The sequence below is a fragment of the Sphingomonas sp. SAFR-052 genome (assembly GCF_051965015.1).
Classification (GTDB): domain Bacteria; phylum Pseudomonadota; class Alphaproteobacteria; order Sphingomonadales; family Sphingomonadaceae; genus Sphingomonas.
Genome location: NZ_JBQCMO010000002.1, coordinates 16245 through 37766 on the forward strand (window position 1 = coordinate 16245; position 21522 = coordinate 37766).

16 protein-coding genes and 1 tRNA gene are annotated in these 21522 nt (G+C 66.8%); 6 read left to right on the plus strand and 11 right to left on the minus strand.

The features are described from left to right. Positions 1 to 20: 20 nt before the first annotated feature. The gene (locus tag ACTHQV_RS03105; RefSeq protein WP_440488327.1) at positions 21 to 692 is read right to left on the minus strand and encodes a glutathione S-transferase family protein; all 672 of its coding nucleotides are present in this window, start codon (positions 690 to 692) and stop codon (positions 21 to 23) included. 45 nt (positions 693 to 737) lie between these two features. Here ACTHQV_RS03105 and ACTHQV_RS03110 point away from each other — a divergent pair, with 45 nt between their 5' ends. Next, the gene (locus ACTHQV_RS03110) at positions 738 to 1301 is read left to right on the plus strand and encodes a hypothetical protein (RefSeq protein ID WP_440488328.1); all 564 of its coding nucleotides are present in this window, start codon (positions 738 to 740) and stop codon (positions 1299 to 1301) included. A gap of 93 nt (positions 1302 to 1394) precedes the next feature. Next, on the plus strand, positions 1395 to 1793 hold the full coding sequence (locus ACTHQV_RS03115) for a hypothetical protein (RefSeq protein ID WP_440488329.1): 399 nt from the start codon (positions 1395 to 1397) through the stop codon (positions 1791 to 1793). Between the two features lie 19 nt (positions 1794 to 1812). On the opposite strand, the gene gltB is transcribed toward ACTHQV_RS03115, so the two are convergent. The 6 genes from gltB to ACTHQV_RS03145 form a co-directional block, all read right to left on the minus strand. Further along, complete coding sequence (gene gltB, locus ACTHQV_RS03120; protein WP_440488330.1) at positions 1813 to 6345, minus strand: glutamate synthase large subunit; 4533 nt, start codon at positions 6343 to 6345, stop codon at positions 1813 to 1815. Further along, positions 6342 to 6815 carry a hypothetical protein gene (locus ACTHQV_RS03125; RefSeq protein ID WP_440488331.1) on the minus strand — a complete coding sequence of 158 codons (474 nt, stop codon included), beginning with the start codon at positions 6813 to 6815 and terminating at the stop codon, positions 6342 to 6344. The genes gltB and ACTHQV_RS03125 overlap by 4 nt, the downstream gene beginning before the upstream one ends. Next, on the minus strand, positions 6812 to 7111 hold the full coding sequence (locus tag ACTHQV_RS03130) for a nucleotidyltransferase domain-containing protein (protein WP_440488332.1): 300 nt from the start codon (positions 7109 to 7111) through the stop codon (positions 6812 to 6814). Before ACTHQV_RS03130 ends, ACTHQV_RS03125 begins: the two co-directional genes overlap by 4 nt. Next, positions 7108 to 8553 carry an NAD(P)-dependent oxidoreductase gene (locus ACTHQV_RS03135; protein ID WP_440488333.1) on the minus strand — a complete coding sequence of 482 codons (1446 nt, stop codon included), beginning with the start codon at positions 8551 to 8553 and terminating at the stop codon, positions 7108 to 7110. Before ACTHQV_RS03135 ends, ACTHQV_RS03130 begins: the two co-directional genes overlap by 4 nt. Before the next feature lie 151 nt (positions 8554 to 8704). Then, positions 8705 to 9550: an undecaprenyl-diphosphate phosphatase gene (locus tag ACTHQV_RS03140; protein ID WP_440488334.1), complete on the minus strand. Its 846-nt coding sequence runs from the start codon at positions 9548 to 9550 to the stop codon at positions 8705 to 8707. Further along, positions 9547 to 10491, minus strand: a complete 945-nt coding sequence (locus tag ACTHQV_RS03145; protein ID WP_440488335.1) for a complex I NDUFA9 subunit family protein — start codon at positions 10489 to 10491, stop codon at positions 9547 to 9549. The genes ACTHQV_RS03140 and ACTHQV_RS03145 overlap by 4 nt, the downstream gene beginning before the upstream one ends. A gap of 143 nt (positions 10492 to 10634) precedes the next feature. Between ACTHQV_RS03145 and ACTHQV_RS03150 the strand changes: the two genes are divergently transcribed. Continuing rightward, positions 10635 to 10721, plus strand: a tRNA-Leu gene (locus ACTHQV_RS03150). A gap of 108 nt (positions 10722 to 10829) precedes the next feature. Here the strand turns inward: ACTHQV_RS03150 and ACTHQV_RS03155 are convergent. Both ACTHQV_RS03155 and ACTHQV_RS03160 read right to left on the minus strand, forming a co-directional pair. Next, complete coding sequence (locus tag ACTHQV_RS03155) at positions 10830 to 11918, minus strand: Ca2+-dependent phosphoinositide-specific phospholipase C (RefSeq protein WP_440488336.1); 1089 nt, start codon at positions 11916 to 11918, stop codon at positions 10830 to 10832. Continuing rightward, on the minus strand, positions 11918 to 14554 hold the full coding sequence (locus tag ACTHQV_RS03160) for a TonB-dependent receptor (RefSeq protein ID WP_440488337.1): 2637 nt from the start codon (positions 14552 to 14554) through the stop codon (positions 11918 to 11920). Before ACTHQV_RS03160 ends, ACTHQV_RS03155 begins: the two co-directional genes overlap by 1 nt. A gap of 280 nt (positions 14555 to 14834) precedes the next feature. Here ACTHQV_RS03160 and ACTHQV_RS03165 point away from each other — a divergent pair, with 280 nt between their 5' ends. Continuing rightward, the gene (locus ACTHQV_RS03165) at positions 14835 to 15779 is read left to right on the plus strand and encodes an alpha/beta hydrolase (RefSeq protein ID WP_440488338.1); all 945 of its coding nucleotides are present in this window, start codon (positions 14835 to 14837) and stop codon (positions 15777 to 15779) included. Here the strand turns inward: ACTHQV_RS03165 and ACTHQV_RS03170 are convergent. Next, the gene (locus tag ACTHQV_RS03170; RefSeq protein ID WP_440488339.1) at positions 15762 to 18149 is read right to left on the minus strand and encodes a TonB-dependent receptor; all 2388 of its coding nucleotides are present in this window, start codon (positions 18147 to 18149) and stop codon (positions 15762 to 15764) included. The genes ACTHQV_RS03165 and ACTHQV_RS03170 overlap by 18 nt on opposite strands. 175 nt (positions 18150 to 18324) lie before the next feature. Between ACTHQV_RS03170 and ACTHQV_RS03175 the strand changes: the two genes are divergently transcribed. Both ACTHQV_RS03175 and ACTHQV_RS03180 read left to right on the plus strand, forming a co-directional pair. Then, positions 18325 to 20112 carry an arylsulfatase gene (locus ACTHQV_RS03175; protein ID WP_440488340.1) on the plus strand — a complete coding sequence of 596 codons (1788 nt, stop codon included), beginning with the start codon at positions 18325 to 18327 and terminating at the stop codon, positions 20110 to 20112. Beyond that, positions 20109 to 21008 carry an SUMF1/EgtB/PvdO family nonheme iron enzyme gene (locus ACTHQV_RS03180; protein ID WP_440488341.1) on the plus strand — a complete coding sequence of 300 codons (900 nt, stop codon included), beginning with the start codon at positions 20109 to 20111 and terminating at the stop codon, positions 21006 to 21008. Before ACTHQV_RS03175 ends, ACTHQV_RS03180 begins: the two co-directional genes overlap by 4 nt. On the opposite strand, the gene ACTHQV_RS03185 is transcribed toward ACTHQV_RS03180, so the two are convergent. Beyond that, positions 20936 to 21463: an NUDIX hydrolase gene (locus ACTHQV_RS03185; RefSeq protein WP_440488342.1), complete on the minus strand. Its 528-nt coding sequence runs from the start codon at positions 21461 to 21463 to the stop codon at positions 20936 to 20938. The genes ACTHQV_RS03180 and ACTHQV_RS03185 overlap by 73 nt on opposite strands. Positions 21464 to 21522 lie beyond the last annotated feature (59 nt).

The following is a 21522-nucleotide window of genomic DNA, read 5'->3' on the forward strand; positions in this document are numbered from 1 at the left end:
CAGGCGGCAAACACCGCCCCCTACACATCCAGCTTCTCGTAATCTGCCGGCGGCGGCACGCCTTCCATCCGCTCGGCCAGCAGCGGCCGGAAACTCGGCCGACTCTTCATGCCCACATACCAGCGCTTGGCGAGGTCATGCGTCTTGAAATCGATCCCGCCCAGATAGTCGGCGATCGAAATCTGCGCCGCCGCCGCCAGATCGGCGAGGCTCATCGTCGCGCCCCCGATCCACTGCCGATGGTCGAGTAGATAGTCGATATAGTCGAGATGCTCGACCGCCGCCTTCATCGCCTCGCGCAGCACCCGCGTGTCGGGCGTCTGGCGATGGACGATGCGCTTCTCCATCCGCTCCATCAGCAGCGGCCCGGTGATCTCGCGATAGAATTGGGTGTCGAACCACGTCACCAGCCGCCGCTGTTCGGCGCGGTCGGCGGCGTTGCCGTTCAGCATCGCCGGCTTGTCGCCCGTCTCCTCGATATATTCGCAGATCGCCATCGAATCGATCAGCCGGATGCCCGCCGCTTCGTCGATCATCACCGGCGTCTGTCCCGCCGGGTTCAGGTGCAGAAACTCGTCGCGCCGCGTCCAGGGCGATTCGCGAACCGGTTGATAACCGATGCTCTTTTCCGCCAGCAGCAGACGGACCTTGCGCGAGAACGGACATAACGGGAATTGCAGAAGCTGCCACATGGCTTCGTGTTAGGCGGCACGACGGCGGCGCGGAAGGGGATTCGTGTGGGATTGCTGATTGCACTGGTCTGGCTGGCCGCCGCGATCCTGCTCGCCGACCGTTCGCACCGGCCGGTCGTCCATGCGGTCGCGGTCGTGTGTGCCGGGATCGCCGGCACCACCCTACCCGATCTCGACCTGCTGCTGCCGATCGGTCATCGCAGCGCGCTGACCCATTCGCTGCTGCCGCTGGTGCTCGCGCTGTTCGTCCGTCGCTGGCGCCCGGTGATGGCGGGTCTGGCGATCGGCATCGGCCTGCATCTCGCCGCCGATGCCTTTCCTAACGCGATGCGCGGTTTCGCGACGGTCAAGCTGCCCGGTATCGGATCGCTCGGCGTGTCGGGTTCCTACGCTTGGCTCGGCGTACAGGCGGCGGTGGCGACGCTTGCCGGGGCGGTGCTGCTCGCCGCCGCACTGCCGACCGCGCTGGCCGCCATCACGGCGTTGGTCCTGGGGGTGCTTGGCATCGCCTATCTGTTCGTCACCGATGGCGGTTGGTGGGCGATGTCCGTTTATGCCGCCTTTGGCTGGCTGGCGCTCCGACGCAACAAGAACCGCCCCATGCATTGAGATCCGCAAGTAACCATCGTCCTTTTGGACGATATCGTACTTTTGTGTTGAATTAAACGATCTGGAAACCGCGGTTGCGCGACGTTGCTCTACATGCAAGCGACCTTCACGATCACGCCCGACGTCTCCCGCGGTCTGTTACGGATCAGCATGGGCGGATTTTTCGAAGCAGCCGATATTGCTCGCTTCGCGGCGGCAGTCGTCGATGGCCTGCACCGATTGCAGACGCCGCCGAACGGGCATCTGACGTTGGTGGATATCCGGGAAATGGATATTCAATCCAGCCAGAGCGTCGCTGCGTTTCAGCGGATCCTGACCAACCCCGCCACCGCCGCCCCGCTGATCGCCTTCGTCGAGACCAAGTCGCTGGCGGCAATGCAGATTCGCCGCGCCGCGAGCAGCCGCCCGGCGCGCTATTTCGATGCGCCCGACGCGGCGGAGGCGTGGCTGCTCTCCGCCGGGGCGGCAGCGCCGCGGCGATCGGTCGGCTAACCGTCGCGGCGCCCTGGGTTCAGGCGGCCGCCACCGCCTGTCCCGGTTCGCCCGCGGCATCGTCGAGCAGCTGGTGCGGCAGGCGCGTCAGCATTTCCTTGGGCACCACCTGCCAGAAACGACCCTTGCACCGCTCCCAATCCTCGAGGATCGCCCCCGACCAGCGGCTGTCGGTCGCGGCGTGATGCTGCGCGACGAGGTCCTTCAGCACGCCGTCCCAATGCGCCGATCCCAACCGGTGCAGCGTGATGCTCTCCGGATTGTAATTCCGCTCGAAACTGTCGTCATGGTCATAGATGAACGCCATGCCGCCGGTCATGCCCGCGCCGAAGTTCGTGCCGGTCCGCCCCAGCACCACCGCGACGCCGCCGGTCATATATTCGCAGCCATTCGCACCGCAGCCCTCGACCACCACGGTCGCGCCCGAGTTGCGCACCGCGAAGCGCTCGCCCGCCTGTCCCGCCGCGAACAGCTTGCCGCTGGTCGCGCCGTATAGCACGGTATTGCCGACGATCGTATTCTCGTGACTGCGCAGCGGCGACGACACCATCGGCCGCACGACGATCGTTCCGCCTGACAGCCCCTTGCCGACATAGTCGTTGGCGTCGCCGAACACTTCCAGCTTGATGCCCTTGCACAGGAACGCGCCGAGGCTCTGCCCCGCACTCCCACGCAACCGCACCGTCACATGGCCATCGGCCAGCTTCGACATGCCGAAGGTCCGCGTGATCTCGCTCGACAGGCGGGTACCGACCGCACGGTGGGTGTTGCGCACCGAATAGGTCAGCTGCATCTTCTCGCCGCGCGAGAACACCGCCGCCGCATCCTTGATCATCTGCGCATCGAGGCTGTCGGGCACGTCGTTGCGGAAGGTCGACAGGCTGAACCGCCGCTCACTCTCGTCGGCATCGACCTTGGCCAGGATCGGGTTGAGGTCGAGATCGTCGAGATGCTCCGCCCCGCGGCTGACCTGCCGCAGGAACTCGGTCCGCCCGACCACTTCGTCGAGGCTGCGCACGCCCAGCCGCGACAGGATCTCGCGCACTTCCTCGGCGATGAAGGTCATCAGGTTGATAACCTTCTCGGGCGTGCCGGTGAACTTGGCGCGCAGCCGCTCGTCCTGCACGCACACGCCCACGGGGCAGGTGTTGCTATGGCACTGGCGCACCATGATGCAGCCCATCGCCACCAGCGACAACGTGCCGATGCCGAACTCTTCCGCCCCCAGGATCGCGGCGGCGACGATGTCACGCCCGGTCTTGAGCCCGCCATCGGTACGCAGCACCACCCGCCCGCGCAGCCCGTTCAGCGTCAGCGTCTGGTTGACCTCCGACAGCCCCATTTCCCACGGGGTACCGGCATATTTGATCGAGGTCTGCGGCGACGCACCGGTCCCGCCGACATGCCCCGACACGAGGATGACGTCGGCATGCGCCTTCGCCACGCCCGCTGCGACGGTGCCGATGCCGGCCGAGCTGACCAGCTTCACGCATACCCGTGCCTTGGGGTTGATCTGCTTCAGGTCGTAGATGAGCTGCGCCAGATCCTCGATCGAATAGATGTCGTGGTGCGGCGGCGGGCTGATCAGCGTCACCCCGGGCGTCGCATGGCGCAGCTTGGCGATGAACTCGGTCACCTTGAACCCGGGCAGCTGCCCGCCCTCGCCGGGCTTGGCGCCCTGTGCGACCTTGATCTCGATCTCGTCGCAGGCGTTGAGATACTCGGCGGTGACGCCGAACCTTCCGCTCGCCACCTGCTTGATGACCGAATTGCCGTTGTCGCCATTCTCGTACGGCTGATAGCGGATCGAATCCTCGCCGCCCTCGCCCGACACCGCCTTCGCACCGATGCGGTTCATCGCGATCGCCAGCGTCTCATGCGCTTCCGGCGACAACGCGCCCAGCGACATACCCGGCGTCACGAAGCGCTTGCGGATCTCGGTGATCGCCTCGACCTGATCGATCGGCACGCCGGTGTCGGGGAAATTGAACTCGAGCACGTCGCGCAGATAGACCGGTGGCAGATCGCGCACGCCCCGCGAAAACTGCATGTAGGTCGAATAGCTGTCGGTCGCGACCGCGGTCTGCAGCAGGTGCATCAGCTGCGCCGAATAGGCATGCGCCTCGCCACCGCCACGCTGGCGATAGAAGCCGCCGATCGGCAGCGTCGCCACCGCCGTATCGAACGCCGCTTCGTGCCGCTGCGTCGCGTTGACGTGCAGCGAATGATAGCCCTCGCCCGAAATCTTCGCCGGCATGCCGGGGAAGAAATCGTTCACCAGCGCGCGCGACAGGCCCACCGCCTCGAAGTTGTACCCGCCGCGATAGCTGGAGATCACCGCGATCCCCATCTTCGACAGGATCTTCAGTAGCCCCTCGTCGATCGCGGTCCGGTGGCGCTTGAGCGCCTCGTCCATGCTGATCTCGCCGAACAGCCCGCGTGCATGGCGATCGGCGATCGCCGCCTCAGCCAGATAGGCGTTCACCGTTGTCGCGCCGACCCCGATCAGCACCGCATAATAATGGGTGTCGAGGCATTCCGACGACCGCACGTTGATCGACGCATAGGAGCGCAGCCCCTTGCGGACCAGATGCGTATGCACCGCCGCCGCCGCCAGCACACCGGCGATCGGCACCTTGGTCGCGTCCAGATGTTCGTCGGTCAGGAACAGCTCGCTGCGTCCCTCCCGCACCGCCTGTTCGGCCTGTGCGCGGATGCGGGCGATCGCGGCACGTAGCGCCTCCGGCCCCTCGCCCGCCGGGAAGGTGCAGTCGATCTCCGCCGCCTGCGCCCCGAAATGGCCTTTAAGCCGCAGCCAGTCGGTGTTGGTCAGCACCGGGCTGTCCAGCACCAGCACCGCGCTGCCGCGGTCGGCGGCGTCGAGGATGTTGGCGAGATTGCCGAACCGCGTCTTGAGCGACATGACGTAACGCTCGCGCAACGGATCGATCGGCGGGTTGGTGACCTGCGAGAAATTCTGGCGGAAGAAATGGCTGATGAGCCGCGGCTTGTCGGAGATGACTGCCAGCGGCGTGTCGTCGCCCATCGACCCGATCGCTTCCTTGGCCCCTTCGACCATCGGCGACAGGATCAGCTCCATATCCTCCAGCGTCTGCCCCGCGCACACCTGCCGCCGCGCCAGTTCGGCGCGGTCGTAGCGCAGCGGTTCGGCGGTGGCGGCGGGCAGGTCGTCGATGGTCAGGAACTTGGCCGTCATCGCGGCATAGTCGGCCTCACCCGCGATCTTGTCCTTGATCGCGCGGTCCTTGTAGAGTTTGCCCTCGCCCAAGTCGACGGCCAGCATCTCGCCCGGCCCCAGCCGCCCCTTCTCGACCACCGTCGCTTCGGCGACCGGCACCATGCCCGCTTCCGACCCGACGATCAGCAGCCCGTCGCCGGTGATCGTATAGCGCAGCGGACGCAGCGCGTTGCGATCGAGCCCTGCGACCGCCCAGCGGCCATCGGTCATCGCCAGCGCGGCGGGACCGTCCCACGGCTCCATCACGCTCGCGAGGTAATCATACATCGCGGTATGCGCTTCGGGCATGTCGGCGGCACCCTGCCATGCCTCGGGCACCAGCATCAGCTTGGCGGTCGGCGCGTCGCGGCCCGAACGGCAGATCGTCTCGAACACCGCATCCAGCGCCGCCGTGTCCGACGCGCCGGCCGGGATCACCGGCTTGATATCCTCCGACCGCTCGCCGAACGCGATGCTCGCCATCTTGATCTCGTGGCTGAGCATCCAGTTCTTGTTGCCGCGGATCGTGTTGACCTCGCCATTATGCGCTAGGCAGCGGAACGGCTGCGCCAGCCACCATTGCGGAAAGGTGTTGGTCGAGTACCGCTGGTGGAAGATCGCGACTCGCGATTCGAAGCGTTCGTCGGTCAGGTCGGGATAGAAATCCGACAGGCTCTCCGCGAGGAACAGCCCCTTGTAGATGATCGAGCGGCACGACAGCGAACAGAAATAGAAGCCGGTGATCTGCGCGGCGATGATCCGCTTCTCGATCCGGCGGCGGACCAGATACAGGTTCTTTTCGAACTCGGCCTCGTCCATCTCCTCGGGTGCGGGACCGGCGATCATGATCTGCTCGATCTCGGGGCGCGTCGCCTGCGCCTTCATGCCGATGACCGACACGTCGACCGGCACCTGCCGCCAGCCATAGATCGACCAGCCCGCCTCGATGATCTCCGATTCGACTAAGGTGCGGCAGGTTTCCTGCGCGCCCAGATCGGTGCGCGGCATGAACACCATGCCGACCGCAAGCCGAGCGTGCAGCGGCTTGTGCCCCGATGCGGCGATCGCGTCGTCGAAGAAGCGGTGCGGCAGGTCGACATGGATGCCGGCGCCATCGCCGGTCTTGCCGTCGGCATCGACCGCGCCGCGATGCCACACCGCGCGCAGCGCATCGATCGCCGACTGGACGACGCGGCGCGACGGCTTGCCATCGGTCGCGGCGACCATGCCGACACCGCACGCATCGCCCTCATATTCGGGGCGGTACATGCCTTCGGTGGCGAGGCGGAGGCGTTCGGAGGTCATGTCGGTCATGCCGCAAACCCTTTCTTGGAAAGATATGTTACGATGGCTGTGACGATCGACTGCAACTGCGTCGCGGCATCCCAGCATTGATTGACCCGGCAGACCTGCTCCGCCTCGTCGATCGGATATTCATGGACCAGTCGGTTGCGCAGCAGCGTCAGGTCGACCCAGTGATCGGCGTCCTCGACGAACCGGCTCTTTTCCATCCAGTTCGCGATATCGCGCCGGGTCATCGTCGCCGTGTCGAGCAGTTCCCAGACGGCGACCAGTCGAACCAGCCGGGCGATCATGTCCTGCAACTGTTCGACGCGTTTGAGCAGCGCGATCGATGCGATCCGCTCGATCAGCGGAAGCGCCTCCAGCGCCCTGACCTCGGTCGGCAAATGCGGCGACAATAGCGGACGCAGTTCGTCGATCCCGTCCGACAGCCGCCGGCACCGCAGCAGCGTGGCGCGCAGGACTGTGTCGGTACCGCTCATGGCAATGCTACCGCCTGCGGCGCGACCATCCGGGCAAAATCGGACCAGTCGCCCGACCGCGGCGCGAAGACCACATCCACCTTCTGCTCGTCGATCCGCTCGAACAGACGGTCACGGAACCGGTCGGCCCGGGCTTCGGTCGCGAGGCTGGCGTCAACCTCGACCAGCAGGTCGATATCGCCACCCCGCAGATCGTCACGCACCCGGCTGCCGAACAGACGCACGACGACATCCTCGCCGAACGCTTCACGCGCCGCCGTCTTGATCGCCTGCACCTCGTTCGGCTTCAGCCTCACGCTGCCTGCCTCGCCGCCTTGGCCTTCGCCTTGAGGTACGCGTGCATCCGCTCGGTCACGTCGCGCCCGTCGCGGATCGCCCACACCACGAGGCTCGCCCCGCGCACGATATCGCCCGCCGCGAACACGCCGTCGAGCGACGTCATCATCGACTTGCCGTCGACCCGGACCGTGCCCCAGCGGGTCACGCCCAGTTCGGGTGCATCGAACAGCGTCGGCAGGTCTTCGGCATCGAAACCCAGCGCCTTCACCACCAGATCGGCGTCGAGCACGAATTCGTTGCCCGGATCGGTCTCCGGCGCGCGGCGGCCCGAGGCGTCGGGCGCGCCGAGGCGCATCCCCGTGGCGCGGACCTGCACCACCTGTCCATCGCGCTCGTCGAACGCGGCGGGGGCGGAAAGCCAGACGAACTCGACGCCCTCTTCCTCAGCATTGGCGACTTCGCGCTGCGATCCGGGCATGTTGGCGCGGTCGCGGCGATAGAGGCACTTGACCGACTTCGCACCCTGGCGGATCGCGGTGCGGACACAGTCCATCGCGGTATCGCCGCCGCCGACGACGACGACATTCTTGCCCGCCGCGTTCAGCGATCCGTCGTCATAGGCGGCCACACTGTCGCCGAAGCCGATCCGGTTCGACGTCGTCAGATAGTCGAGCGCATCGACCACCCCGCCGCTGCCGACGCCCGGCGCCTTGATCGCACGCGGCTTGTAGACGCCGGTCGCGATCAGGATCGCGTCATGCTTCTGCCGCAACTCGTCGAGCTTGGCATCGCGGCCGACCTCGAACCCTTCGTGAAAGACGATGCCGCCTTCCTTCAGTCGTTCGACCCGGCGCATTACCACCGGCTTTTCCAGCTTGAAGCCCGGAATGCCATAGGTCAGCAGCCCGCCCGCCCGGTCGTATCGGTCGTAGACATGCACCTCATAGCCGAGGTTGCGCAGCCATTCCGCCGCCGACAGCCCCGCCGGCCCCGCACCCACGATCCCGACCGACTGACCCCGTGCCGGACCGACCGCGACCGGCTCGACCCAGCCATTCTCCCATGCGGTGTCGGTGATGAACTTCTCGACCGACCCGATCGTGACCGCACCGTGCCCCGAAAACTCGATGACGCAATTGCCCTCGCACAGCCGGTCCTGCGGACAGATGCGACCGCAGATTTCGGGCATGGTCGAGGTGCTGTTCGACAGCTGATACGCCTCCTGCAACCGCCCCTCGGCAGTCAGGCGCAGCCAGTCGGGGATATGATTGTGCAGCGGACAATGGACCGAGCAATAGGGGACGCCGCATTGCGAACAGCGTCCCGCCTGATCCTCGGCGGTCGGCGGTGCGTAGCGCTCCGCGATCTCGCGAAAGTCCTCGGCGCGCAGTTCCGGTTCCCGCTTGGCCGGATAGGCCTGCGGACGCGAAACGAACTTCAGCATTGCTTGATCGGCCATGATGCCCTCCGACCGTTCGGAAAGCATATTTTAACGGCAGAGTCACGCAATAAAAGGTCAATAGGTAAGCTATACTGACCTTGTTAAGGGCTCCGACCGCTGTCGGTAATGACACCCATTCTTAACTAGCGAAAGAAGGGCCGAAACGGCCCTACCCCAGCGGAGCGATACGTCCCTGGGAAAGCAGCGCAATCAACGCACTACCCAGCAGCACACGATAGACGACGAACACCATATAGCCGCGCGTCGACACGAGCTTCAGGAAACCGACGATCGACGCATATCCCACGACGAACGAAATCGCGGTGGCCAGCAGCGTCGGCCCCGGCCCATAGGGACCGAACTGTCCCCAGGTCTTGAACAACTGGTACAGCCCCGACGCCAGCACGGCGGGAATCGCCAGCAGGAACGAATAGCGCGCCGCCGCTTCGCGGGTGAACCCCATGAACAGCCCGGCGGTGATCGTGCCGCCCGAGCGCGAAACGCCCGGCAGCAGCGCCATCGCCTGCGCAAAGCCGAAGGCGATGCCGCTGCCCCAGCCAAGCCGGTCGATGCCCCAGCGGCGCCGCCCGACCCGGTCGGCGATCCCAAGCAGGATGCCGAAGCCGATCAGGCTGAACGCCGTGAACCACAAATTGCGCAGCGACGTCTCGATCGCGTCCTTGAACAGCAGGCCCAGCACGACGATCGGCAACGTGCCGATGATGACCAGCCAGCCGATCCGGGCATTGTCGGCATCCTGCGTTGCCTGACGCCCGAAGAACTGGCCGAGCCACGCCGTCGCGATCCGCCAGATATCCTTGCGGAAATACAGCAGCACCGCCGCCTCAGTCCCGATCTGGATGATCGCGGTGAAGGCGGCACCCGGATCGGTCCCCGACGGCAGGAACGCGCCGGCGATGCGCAGGTGCGCGCTGGACGAGACCGGCAGGAACTCGGTCAGCCCCTGGATGATGCCGAGGATCGCGGCTTCTAGCCACGCGGTGGCAGGGTTCACGCGCGGGCGACCTTGTTGAAGCGGCCATTCTTGCGATAGACGACCAGCCAGTCGGGCGCGACCGTCGCCAGCGGCACCGGCCGCAGGTCGAACGCCTCGATCCCCGGCACATTCGCGTCGACGACATTGTCGCGCGACAGCATCGCCCACTGATCCTTGCTGATCGGGGTGAACGGCATCGCCGCGATCGCGCCGCCCAGGTCGTTCGGGATCTCCACGAAACGGACGTCACGGCCGATCGCCTGCGCGATCCAGCGGTTGAGCTCGCCCATCGAAATGACGTCGGGGCCACCGATCGCATAGGTCTGTCCGCCGAAGCGCTCCGGATCGGCCAGCGCCTTGACCACCACCTGCGCCAGATCGACGACATAGATCGGCTGGAACTTCGTCGCCGCCGCCATCACCGGCACGATCGGTCGCCCGATCAGCGCGGGTGCCGCCGCGATCATGCCCGCGAAGCGATTGACGAAGCCGTCCTCGCGCCCGAACACGATCGACGGGCGCAGGATCGTGGCGTTGGGGAACGCCGTCCGCACCGCGTCCTCGCCCGCCGCCTTCGACCGGCCATAGGCGGAGGGCGACGCCGGATCGGCACCGATCGCCGAAATCTGCACGAATGCCTTGGCGCCCGCCGCCGCCACCGCTTCGGCGACGTTGCGCGCGCCGGTCACATGGACCTTGTCGAAATCGCCCTCGAGGATGCCGACGAGGTTCACGACCGCATCCGATCCCGCCACCGCGCGCGCCAGCGTTTCCGGGCGCGACAGGTCGGCCGCGACGAACTGCGTCTGGCCGAGCCCGCCCTGCGTGCGCAGGTACAGCGCCTGGCGCGGATCGCGCTGCGCGATGCGGACGCGCGCGCCCGCCTTCAACAATTCCTGTGCGATATAGCGGCCGACGAAACCGCCACCGCCGAACAGCGTCACCAACTGGTTCTTCATCGTGCCCGCCTTTGCTTGGCCCACATGCCTCTATGCCAGCCCCATGCCGCTCCCGCAGCAAAACGGCAAGGACAACGTAAAAATCGCAAAACAAGTTGTTGACACCCCGCCGCACCCCCCGTAGAGGCGCCCTCCTACCCCGTGCCCAGATGGCGGAATTGGTAGACGCACCAGCTTCAGGTGCTGGCGATCGCAAGGTCGTGGAGGTTCGAGTCCTCTTCTGGGCACCATTTTCCCGCTAAGGGAAAATAGCAGAAATCAGCAGCGTATCGACATCGTTGGCGGATGGATCCGCCCCGCCGGCCCCCGCCTGACGGGTGCCGATCGGGTGATCGCGCTCATCGCAGTGCGCAGTGTCCCGGTCGCAGCAGCGGATTGCACCGCTCCATCACGCCGCCGGGCAGCGTCACCGCGAAATCGATGCCCGGTCGCGACGGTGCGCCGGGATAGTAATCGGTGCTGACCGCCTGCGCGCCGCTGGCGGCGGCGGCATTGGCGCGGGCATGGCTTCCGCTGCGCGCATCGGTCGTCGGCAGGTCGCTGCGCGTCCGCACGATCACGCCGTTGCGCACCCAGTCGCGGATCTTGGCCCCGTCGACCAGCGGGTCCTGTACGATCTGCACCACGCCCTCGGGCGTCGCCGGATCGTACCAGCCGAAGATCGGCCTCCCTTTCAGCGACGGATGCCCCGCGCGGTACAGATCGCCGACCTCCGCCCGCACGTCGAGCACGAAATACAGCCGCCCCCGCGTCTGATCGAGCGTCGGCCAGCCTCGCCGGCGCACGCCCTCGCTGAGCGTCGCCGCCGTCCCGCGCACCTCGTCCGGGGTGATGATCCGCCCCGGTGCCAACGTAGCGCGGATCTCGGCGTCGAGCGCATCGAGCAGCGGCGCGGTCAGCGGCAGCGGATCGGTGATGCCGGGGCGCCCTGCCGGTTTGTCGGCGGCATTGATCGTTATCATGATCGGCAGATGGCCGGGATGCGCCCGCGACCAGTCGTCGATCTCCTTCAGGCAGCGGCGAAACGTCACGCAACCCGACAGGTAATCGATATCGGGGATGTGAAAGACCTTGAAGCCCGGCTCCAGCATCGCTGCGCGATCGAAGCCGGTCGTCTCGCCCGCCGCCCTCGCGATCTTCTCGCCCGCCGGATCGGCATAGCGCCCGCCCGCCGGATCGGCGAAGATGTCGAGTTCGAGCTGGCGAACCCCGCGATCGAGCTGCTCGCGAAGCGGCAGATGGTCGTAGTCGAGCGCCTCGGCCTCCTTGGGCGCACGCGCCCGGATCGCGGCCATCACCGCGTCGGGAATGCGCCGCTTGAAGCTGTTGTGCGAGCCAATGACCTGCACCTCGTTCATGCGAAGCGGCGGGCGTGGCGCCGCCGCCATACAGGCGACGGCAGCGGCCAGCAGGCCGATCGTCCGCATCAGAACGCCGCCCGCACGCCGAACAGGATCGTCCGGCCGTAATAGTTGATCTCGCCGAACCGCAGCTCGCTGTCGTTATAGGTGTATTGCCGCGCGCCGGCGAGGTTGATCCCCTCCAGGCTGACCGTCACCTGCTCGGTCGCGCGCAGCGACAGATTGCCGTCGAGCGAGCCGAACGCATCGACATAGGTCGGTGCCTGCGTCGTGCTGCCGGTGCTCGACAGATATTTGTCGCGCCAGACATAGGACAGCCGCGCCGACACCGGTCCGTTGTCGTAGAAGCCGACGAGGTTGAAGCTGTTCTTCGACAGGCCCAGCAGCTGGTCGCGGATCGTCCGCGACCCCGCGGTATATTCCGCCTGGACCGACGTATGGGTGTACGAGCCCTGCACCCCCAGCCCGTCGAGCGGCGCGGGGAGGAAGTTGAACACCTGCGTATAGGCCATTTCGGCGCCATACACCTTTGCCCGCCCGCCATTCACCTGCGTCGACAGGCGGACGATGCCGCGGCCGGGAATGGTGATCTCGGTATTCTGCTGGGTGATATAGTCGTCGAGCGTCTTGTAGAAGACCGCGCCCGACAACATGCCCGACCGAGCGAAATACCATTCGAGCGACCCGTCGAACTGGGTGGCGAGGAACGGCACCAGCTGCGGGTTGCCGCCGCTCGCGGTCGGGGCATCGGTCGACACGGTGATGCGCGGCGCCGTGTCGGTGACGTTGGGGCGGGTCAGCACCCGGCTGGCCGCCAGCCGCGCGACCAGCGTCGGCTGCAATTCGGCGCGCAGGTTGAAGCTCGGCAGCACATTGTTGAACGTCTTGGGGAAACTGACGGGGGTAAAGGTCGATCCGCTGGTCAACGTCCCGCTCGACACCTGGTCGGTGTGGACATAGCGCGCGCCGACATTGCCGGTGATCGGCACCGCGCCCACGCCGAAATCATAATCCGCCCGGACATAGGCGGCGGCAATCTTTTCGGTCACCACGAACGACGACCGCCGGTCGCCGAGCGTCAGCGGACCATTCTCGACGCTGGGGGTGAAGAAGCGCGCGACATAGGCTTCGGTCACCGGGACCAGCCAGTTGCGCGGCGCATTGCCGTCGACGCCCTTCAGGAAATCGTCATAGGGCATCGCTTCGTAACCGCCGCTGCCCAGCGACGTCAGCGGCGTCCCGCTGGCGGGCGTGACGTTATAGTCGCGCCGGAAATAGTCGCGCTTGCGCCAGTGATATTCGCCACCCGCCGCCAGTTTTGACAGGAAGCCGCCCAAGTCGCGCGCCACGTCGCCGCGGACATAGCTGTCCCAGTCCTTGCTGTCCTTGGGCGCGATGTTGAACGGATAGAGCGCGTAGCTCGCCGGATTGGTCACGTCGACGCTGGTGGTGAAGGTCGGCAGCACCTTGTACCCGCCGCGCGCGTCATAGGTCAGCGGCCCGTTGAAGAAGGCGCGGCTGCGCACCGTGCCCCGGCGATAATCGGGGTGATAGCTGTGCGCGCTCGACCAGTTGCCGTTCAGCGACAGATGCCAGCGATCGGGGTTCCACGCCTGCTTCAACCCGATGGTCAGCAGGTCGTGCCGGTTCAGACTGTCCTCGCGCGACGCCATGAAGCGCACCCGGCTGATCGTCGCCGCGACCAGCGTATCGCCCTCGACCACTGCGCTCCCCGGCACGACCGCGGTACCCGAATCGTCGGGATAGATGTCGAGCCCGAATTCGTCATAGGCGACGTCGAGCTGCGTCGCGAGCACGTCGAGCGTGGTCTCCAGCTCGGGCGTCGGCCGCCACTGCGCCGATACGATGCCCGACACGCGCTTGCGCTCCTCGGTCTCGACGGTCGGGCGGGTGCGCGTCGGCGAATACAGCCCGGCCGCAAGCCCGCCGGCGCTGGCGGCGGTATAGCGGTTGAGCAGCCAGCCGAAATTCATGAAGCGATCGTTGCGGACGGTCTTGCCCCAATATTGCACCCCCGCCAGCACGCCGAAGCGGCCGTCGTCGGTCGTCGCACTGGTCAGCGCGGTCATGTTGGGCCGGACGTCGTGCGTCTGCGACGTATAGGTGCCGCGCATATTGATCGTCGTCGTGTTGCCGGCGTCGAGCGGGCGGAACGTCTTCACGTCGATATTGCCGCCCAGCGCCCCTTCGGCCATGTCGGCGGTCGGCGTCTTGATGACGTCGATGCTGGCGGTGAATTCGGCGGGCAGCATCTCGAACCGGAACTGCCGCCCCTGCGCGCCACCATTCTCGATCAGGTCGTTCAGCGCGACGCTGCGCCCGTTCAGCTGCGTATTCTGAAACTGCGGCCCCAGGCCCCGGACGCTGACATACAGCCCCTCGCCGCGCGGGCGGGTGATCGCGACGCCGGGGATCAGCTGCAGCGCCTCGGCGACGTTCTGCGTCGGGAATTTGCCGATATCGGTCGAATTGATCGAATCGACGCCGTACGCGGCACGGCGCTTGGTCTCGATCGCCGCCGACAGGCTCTGGGCATAGCTGCCGGTGACGACGATCTCGCCATCGCTCTCGGCCGCGGTCGCGTCCGCGCCATCGGCATTCTGGGCATGGGCGGCGAACGGCAGGGCCGTGACGAAGGCGAGCGCGGTCGTGGCGCGAAGCAGGCGCGAAAACGGTGACATGTGATTCCCCTTGGATGGCGGGCATCGACGTGCCGCCTTGCGCCGGGCCGCTATCCGCAATGCATTGCAGTCCGGTGACGAACCCGCGTCAAATCGCTTGCAGCGCAAAATATGCTGCGGTCGGGCTCCGGCAGGTTTGATCGCTTCGAGCCACTCGGCACGCGGACCGAACGCCGGCAATCTGGCGCAAACGCAACAACTTGCATCGATCGCGTCGCCGATACGGCTTCCGTCCGGCCGCCAGCATGATAGCCTGTGTCCGGAAACAGGGGAGCGAACGATGCGCGCGCTAGTATCGGCAGCATTGATGGCGGCGGGGCTGGCGTACGGTGCGGATACGCTCGCCCGCCCGCCACAAGCTCCGGTCGCCCAGCCGGTCCGGATCGAGGGGCCGTTCGAACTCCGCTCGCGCATCTATCCCGGCACGGTGCGCCGCTACTGGGTCTATGTCCCCGCCGGCTATGACCCCGAACGGCCGCCCAATCTGCTGGTGTTTCAGGACGGCCAGCGCGCGGTCAACCCGAACGGGTCGCTACGCATCCCGGCCGTGCTCGACACGTTGATCCGCCGCGGCGCCATCCCCCCGACGCTTGGCGTGTTCGTCACGCCGGGCCACCATGCAGCGCGCTATCCCGATACGCTGGGCATGGACAATCCCGATCACCGCGTCGCGGAATATGACGCAGTCTCCGACGACTATGCGCGCATGACGCTGGACGAACTGCTGCCCGCGGTCGCGCGGCGCTGGCGCTTCGCCGCCGACCCGCGACGCCGCGCGATCGGCGGCACGTCGAGCGGCGCGATCGCGGCATGGACCGTCGCCTGGCGCCATCCCGAGGCGTTCGGCAACGTGCTCAGCTTCATCGGCAGCTATACGTCGATCGGTCTGCGCCTCGCCCCCGATGGGACGCCGGTCTCCTATGGCGGCGATGTCTATCCCGGCCTGATCCGCAAATCGCCGATCCGCCCGCTGCGCATCTTCCTGCAGGACGGACGTAACGATCTCGACAACGAACATGGCAACTGGTTTCTCGCCAATCAGCAGATGGTCGCCGCACTCGCATGGGCCAACCGCCATGCCGACGACGTGCGAAGTGGGGGTCCGCGCTACGATGTGCGCCATGTCTGGACCGATGGCGGCCATTCGGATGCCGATGGTGGCGCGGTGCTGCCCGACGCGCTGCAATGGCTATGGCGCGACCAGCCCCTACAACCGCGTCCGTAGCGTCACGCCATAGGTCCGCGGATCGCCGAGCGTGCCGGTGATCGCCCCGGTATTGGCGGCGGCGCGCGACAAGAAGTACGTCTCGTCGGTCACGTTGCGGCCCCACAACTGGATGTCGAACAGCCCGTCGTCGGTGCGGAACCCGAAGCGCAGATTGACCAGATCATAGGCCGGTATCACCGAATAGCGGCTGAGGCTGGCGGTGGTGTTCGTACTTGATCGATAGCTGTAATCGCTGCCGAAATAGACCTCGCCCGACCGGCCTGCCATGTTGGCGATGGGTTGGCGCACCTCGCCGCCCGCCGATGCCGCCCATTCCGACACGCCCGGCAGCCGCTGCCCCGACAGGTCGCACAGCGTGCGGCCCGTAATCTCGATCGGGCACGGCGCATTGGCGTAGGAGATGTACCGCGCATCGTCATAGGTGCCCGATGCGTAGAGCGTCAGCCACCGCGTCGGCGTGGCGCGCACATCGCCTTCGAACCCGCGCGTGCGAACCTTGGCGGCGTTGGTGAAGAAGCTGACCCCGTTACGTTCGATATCGATGATCGTCGTCTGGTAATCCTTGACGTCGGTCCAGAAGGCGGCGGCATTGGCGGTCAGCCGCCCGCCGAACCACGTCGTCTTGACGCCCGCTTCGTAACTGTCGATCGTCTCGGGCGCGATCACCGGATTGGCGGCGAACTGCCCGGTGGTGGTGATGTTGGCGAGGTTCAGCCCGCCGAACTTGTTGCCACGCGCATAGGTGACATAGCTGAGCACCGGTTCGGCGATCTTCCACGACAGCGTCGCCTGTCCCGACAGTCGCCCGGCCTTGGTCTCGGCCTCATAGCGATTGGCGATGCCGTAGCGCGAGCGGATCGTCTGCGCCGCCGCCTGCTGTACAGCGGTCAGCCCGGCCAGCGACCGCCCGGTCGCAACCTGATCGAAATAACCGGTCTTGGTTTCGTAGGTATAGCGCAGCCCGGTGGTCAGATCGACGCCCGGCACGACATGCCAGGTCGTCTGGGCAAAGGCGGCATAGCTGTCGGTGACCGGGCGCGACTGGCTGACGACATTGTAATCGTTGAGCGCCGCCGCGCCGACCGCGGCATTGGTGGTGGGCGGCAGGAACCAGTCGGCGGCGCGGCTGCCATAGCGGTTGACCGCCTCGGCCCGGATCGACTGGTAGAGATAATAGAGTCCGGCGACATAATCGACCGGCCGGTCGCCGTTCGATGCGATACGCAGTTCCTGGCTGACCTGGCGCTGTTCGTTGCTCTGGTGGAAATCGGCGCCGGCATCGATGCTGGTGCTGTCGCCGTCATTGTGCGGATACCAGTTCCACGCGCGATAGGCGGTGACCGAGGTCAGCGTCGCCGCGCCGAGATCGAGATCGGCGGTCAGGTTCAGCCCATGCTGATTCATCGCATAGCGCGGGTTCGCATCGACATCGGTGGTGCGCAGTTCCGGATCGGCCGGCACCGGCGTGTAGCCCAGCCGAGCCGCCCGATCGTAGAAGTTGTTCGCGAAGTTGGTGCCGTTGTCATAGGTGCGGATCGCACCCAGCAAAATGGTGCCGGCAGTGAACGAACGCTGCCGTCCCCAATCGCCGATCAGCCGCAGCGTCAGCGTGTCGGTCGGCTTGTACAGCAGTTGCCCGCGCAGATTCAGGTCGTGGAAATCCTGCCCCAGCCGCCCGTCGAAGCGGTTCAGGGTAAAGCCGTCACGATCGGTCTTCGAAACGAACAGCCGCGCGGCGAGGCTCTGCGTGATCGGTCCCGAGACATAGGCATGGAGCTGACGGAAGCCGACATTGCCGAGCGACACGTCGCCGCCCGCTTCGGGTTCGAACGTCGGTGCCTTGGTCGTGACCACCACCGCCCCGGCCGAGGTGTTCTTGCCGAACAGCGTCCCCTGCGGTCCGCGCAGCACCTCGATCCGCTCCAGATCGGCGAGGTCGAACACCGTCTGCCCCGGGCGCGCCAGATAGACGCCGTCGACATAGACCCCGACTGCCGGCTCCAGCCCGTCATTATAGACCGCGACATTGTTGCCCAGACCGCGGATGTTGATGCTGGTGTTGCGCGGGTTGGTGTTGGTGACGACCAGGCTGGGCGTCAGCTGTTGCAGGTCGCGAAGGTTGTAGGTGCGCGTCGCCTCGATCTGGCCTGCGCCGAACGCGTTGATCGCGATCGGCACGTCCTGGCTGCGTTCGGCGCGGCGGCGCGCGGTGACGACGATATCCTCGCCGGTCGTGGCTTCCTTGGGTGCCTCGGTGTCAACTTCGGCGGTCGTCGGCACCGGATCGGCGGCACATGCGGGCATCGCGAACAGCGCGGCTCCGGCGAACAGGGACAGGCGGCAGGCGCGGGCGGGCGAAATCGGCATTGATGGTCCTTCGGTCACGAATGGCGGCGGCACCCGCCGGACCGCCACTGGCTAGGATAGCGACGCCACCGAAACGAACGCACTTATTCCCATTGATTTGATAGATATTCTTTATTGTTGGAATCAGGGGGTTGGTTATGCCGTGCGTGTAACCTTCGCCACCTTTGGAGACCCCGTGCCGGCCAAGCCCCTGATCGCCGCCGCCTTGCCTGCGCTGCTGCTCGCGCTCCCCGCCGCCGCCGCGCCGGAAGCGCCGCCGGCCGCACCCGCACCGGCCGTCGCTCCCAAAAACGCGCCCAATTTCCTCGTGATCGTCGCCGACGATCTCGGCTGGTCCGACCTCGGCGCCTTCGGCGGCGAGATCGCGACCCCGAACCTCGACGCACTGGCATTGTCGGGCGTGCGCTTCACCGGCTTCCATACCGCACCGACCTGCTCCCCCACCCGCTCGATGCTGATGAGCGGCGTCGACAACCACCAGGCCGGGCTCGGCACCATGGCCGAATTGCTGAGCGACGCGACCCGCGGCCGTCCGGGCTATGAGGGGTATCTGAACGACCGTGTCGCCTCGGTCGCCGAACTGCTACGCGCCGGCGGCTATGCTACGCTGATGTCAGGGAAATGGCATCTCGGCCTCACCCCCGATCGCGAGCCCGCCGCCCGTGGCTTCGAACACAGTTTTGCACTGCTGCAGGGCCTGTCGAACCATTTCGGCGCCGACCAGAATGCCGCCTGGACGAAGGCCGGGCTGAACCCCAGCTACCGCGACGACGGCAAGCCCGCCTCCCTCCCCGCCGGCCGCTATTCGACCGATTATCTCGCCGACCGGCTGATCGGCTATCTCGACCAGGCGAAGCGCGCGGGCGACACCCGCCCGTTCTTCGCCTACCTCCCCTTCACCGCCCCACACTGGCCGCTCCAGGCACCGGCCGACACGATCGCCAAGTACAAGGGCCGCTACGACGCCGGCTACGAAGCGCTGCGCGACGCCCGCCTCGCCCGGCAGAAACAGCTGGGCCTCGTCCCCGCCGACGCCGTCGCCCATAGCACCGAACAGGTCCGCCCCTGGGCCTCGCTCCCGGCCGAGGAACGCGCGATCGAGGCACGCAAGATGGAGGTCTATGCGGCGATGGTCGACCGGCTCGACCAGAATGTCGGCCGGGTCATCGCGGCGTTGAAGGCGCAGGGCCGCTATGACGACACGATCATCCTGTTCCTCTCCGACAACGGCCCGGAGGGTAATGTGATCGAAGCGCCCTCCCCCCGTTTCAAAATCGCCGATCCGAAGGCACCGCCGGTCGATCCCGACGCACCGACCCCCGTCGACCCGTCGCTCGGCATCGACAACAGCCTCGGGAATATCGGCAAGGCGACCAGCTATGTCGGCTATGGTCCCGGCTGGGCACAGGCCAATTCGACCCCGTCCTGGCTGGTGAAGGGCTATCCGACCGAGGGCGGCATCCGCGTCAGCGCCTTTGCCGCGGGCAAGGGCGTGGCTGGTGGCGGACGCATCGCCACCGCCAATCTCGACGTACGCGACATCGCGCCGACGCTGCTCGACTATGCCGGGCTGACCCAGCCGGCGACCTTTGCCGGCCGCCCGATCGTCGCGCATCAGGGGCACAGCCTGCGCCCGGTCCTCGCCGCCACCGCGCCCGCGATCCGCACCGCCGACGAGCAGCTCGGCTACGAACTCTTCTACCGCAGGGCACTGCGCAAGGGCGACTGGAAGGCGGTGTACCTGCCCGCCGGCACCAACCGCTATACCCGCAAGGGGGTGAGCACCGGTCGCTGGCAGCTGTTCGACGTCGCGCGCGATCCGGGCGAAACCCGCGATCTCGCCGCGGCCCAACCCGCCCGGCTTGCCGAACTGGTCGCCGCCTATGACGCCTATGCGAAGGACAAGGGCGTCGTTCCCCTGCCCGTCGCGGCGGCATCGACCGCCACCGGTGCGAAGCCATGAGGCGGACGACCGCGCTGCTCCTTGCCGCAGCCGGGCTCGCCTCGACCGGCGCGCACCGCCCGGCGGCCCGCTGCGATGCGACCGATCCTTGCGTCGCCATCCCCGCCGGTACGGTGCTGCTCGGTGAGGACGGCGCCGGACGGCCCGGCCGGGCAACCCCCGTCGCCGCCTTCCGCATCGACGCGCACGAGGTGACCAACCGCCAGTTCGCCGCCTTCGTCGCCGCCACCGGCCATCGCACCCGTGCCGAACGCGAGGGCGGCTCGGCCGTGTTCGTAGCACCTACCGAACCGGTGCCGCTCGACAACGCCGCGCGCTGGTGGCGGATCGTGAAAGGCGCGGACTGGCGCCATCCGCAGGGCCCGGGCAGCGCGCTCGACGGCCATTGGCAGGACCCGGTCGTGCATGTCGACCGCACCGACGCCGCCGCTTATGCCGCATGGGCCGGCGGGTTCCTGCCCGATGTCGAGCAGTGGGAACGTGCCGCGCGCGGCGGTCAGACGACCGCACGCGATGCGATGGCATGGGCGTTCGATCATGGCAGGCCGCGCGCCAATGTCTGGGAAGGCGTCTTCCCGATGCGCGATACCGCCGACGACGGCTATGCCGGCATCGCTCCCGTCGCACGCTTTCCTGCCAACGATTTCGGCCTGTACGACATGGTCGGCAATGTCTGGGAATGGGTCGCGGGCGACGGCCCGGTCGGGCTGGTCAAGGGCGGCAGCTTCCTGTGCGCGACGAATTACTGCGCGAATTTCCGCCCCGCCGCGTTCCAGGCACAGGAACAGGATTTCCCGACCTCGCACATCGGCTTCCGCATCGCCTATCCCGCCAGCAACACCGGCGCCAGCAGCAGCAACAGCTTCACATCGACCGCCTTTCCCGCCGCCCGCTGATCCGCGACGAAGCCGGACAGGTCCGCCAAAGCCACCCGATGAACGACGATCTCCTCCCCCGGCACGCCGCCGCCCGCGCCGACCCGCGTCAGCTCGCCGGCGCGGAACAGCGTGAAACTCTCCGACACCATCCCCGGCGACGAATGATATTCGCCAAGCGACACCATCCGCCCCGCGCGGTAGCCGGTCTCCTCCTCCAGCTCGCGCACCGCCGCCACCGCCGCCGCCTCACCCGCCATGTCGTCGCCGACCAGGCCGGCGGGCAGTTCGATGCACGCCCGCCCCAGCGGCACGCGATATTGCTCGACCAGCAGGACATGGCCCTCGTCGATCGCCACGATCACTGCCGCGCCGATGCCGTTCGCCCGCCCGACATATTCCCAGCGCCCGCGCTTCTTGGCGGTGATGAAGCGCCCCGCCCACATCACTTCTTCGGGAGCGTCGCTGTCGATCATCGCACATCCTGTCATGGCCCTTGCCTGCGCGCACCGTATCGAAGCACAACAGCCGCCTC

Bases quoted from the DNA above. Each gene is read 5' to 3' on its own strand.
- ACTHQV_RS03105 (WP_440488327.1), bottom strand. From the start codon at position 692: ATGTGGCAGCTTCTGCAATTCCCGTTATGTCCGTTCTCGCGCAAGGTC.
- ACTHQV_RS03115 (WP_440488329.1), top strand. From the start codon at position 1,395: ATGCAAGCGACCTTCACGATCACGCCCGACGTCTCCCGCGGTCTGTTA.
- gltB (WP_440488330.1), bottom strand. From the start codon at position 6,345: ATGACCGACATGACCTCCGAACGCCTCCGCCTCGCCACCGAAGGCATG.
- ACTHQV_RS03125 (WP_440488331.1), bottom strand. From the start codon at position 6,815: ATGAGCGGTACCGACACAGTCCTGCGCGCCACGCTGCTGCGGTGCCGG.
- ACTHQV_RS03135 (WP_440488333.1), bottom strand. From the start codon at position 8,553: ATGGCCGATCAAGCAATGCTGAAGTTCGTTTCGCGTCCGCAGGCCTAT.
- ACTHQV_RS03145 (WP_440488335.1), bottom strand. From the start codon at position 10,491: ATGAAGAACCAGTTGGTGACGCTGTTCGGCGGTGGCGGTTTCGTCGGC.
- ACTHQV_RS03155 (WP_440488336.1), bottom strand. From the start codon at position 11,918: ATGCGGACGATCGGCCTGCTGGCCGCTGCCGTCGCCTGTATGGCGGCG.
- ACTHQV_RS03160 (WP_440488337.1), bottom strand. From the start codon at position 14,554: ATGTCACCGTTTTCGCGCCTGCTTCGCGCCACGACCGCGCTCGCCTTC.
- ACTHQV_RS03165 (WP_440488338.1), top strand. From the start codon at position 14,835: ATGCGCGCGCTAGTATCGGCAGCATTGATGGCGGCGGGGCTGGCGTAC.
- ACTHQV_RS03170 (WP_440488339.1), bottom strand. From the start codon at position 18,149: ATGCCGATTTCGCCCGCCCGCGCCTGCCGCCTGTCCCTGTTCGCCGGA.
- ACTHQV_RS03180 (WP_440488341.1), top strand. From the start codon at position 20,109: ATGAGGCGGACGACCGCGCTGCTCCTTGCCGCAGCCGGGCTCGCCTCG.
- ACTHQV_RS03185 (WP_440488342.1), bottom strand. From the start codon at position 21,463: ATGATCGACAGCGACGCTCCCGAAGAAGTGATGTGGGCGGGGCGCTTC.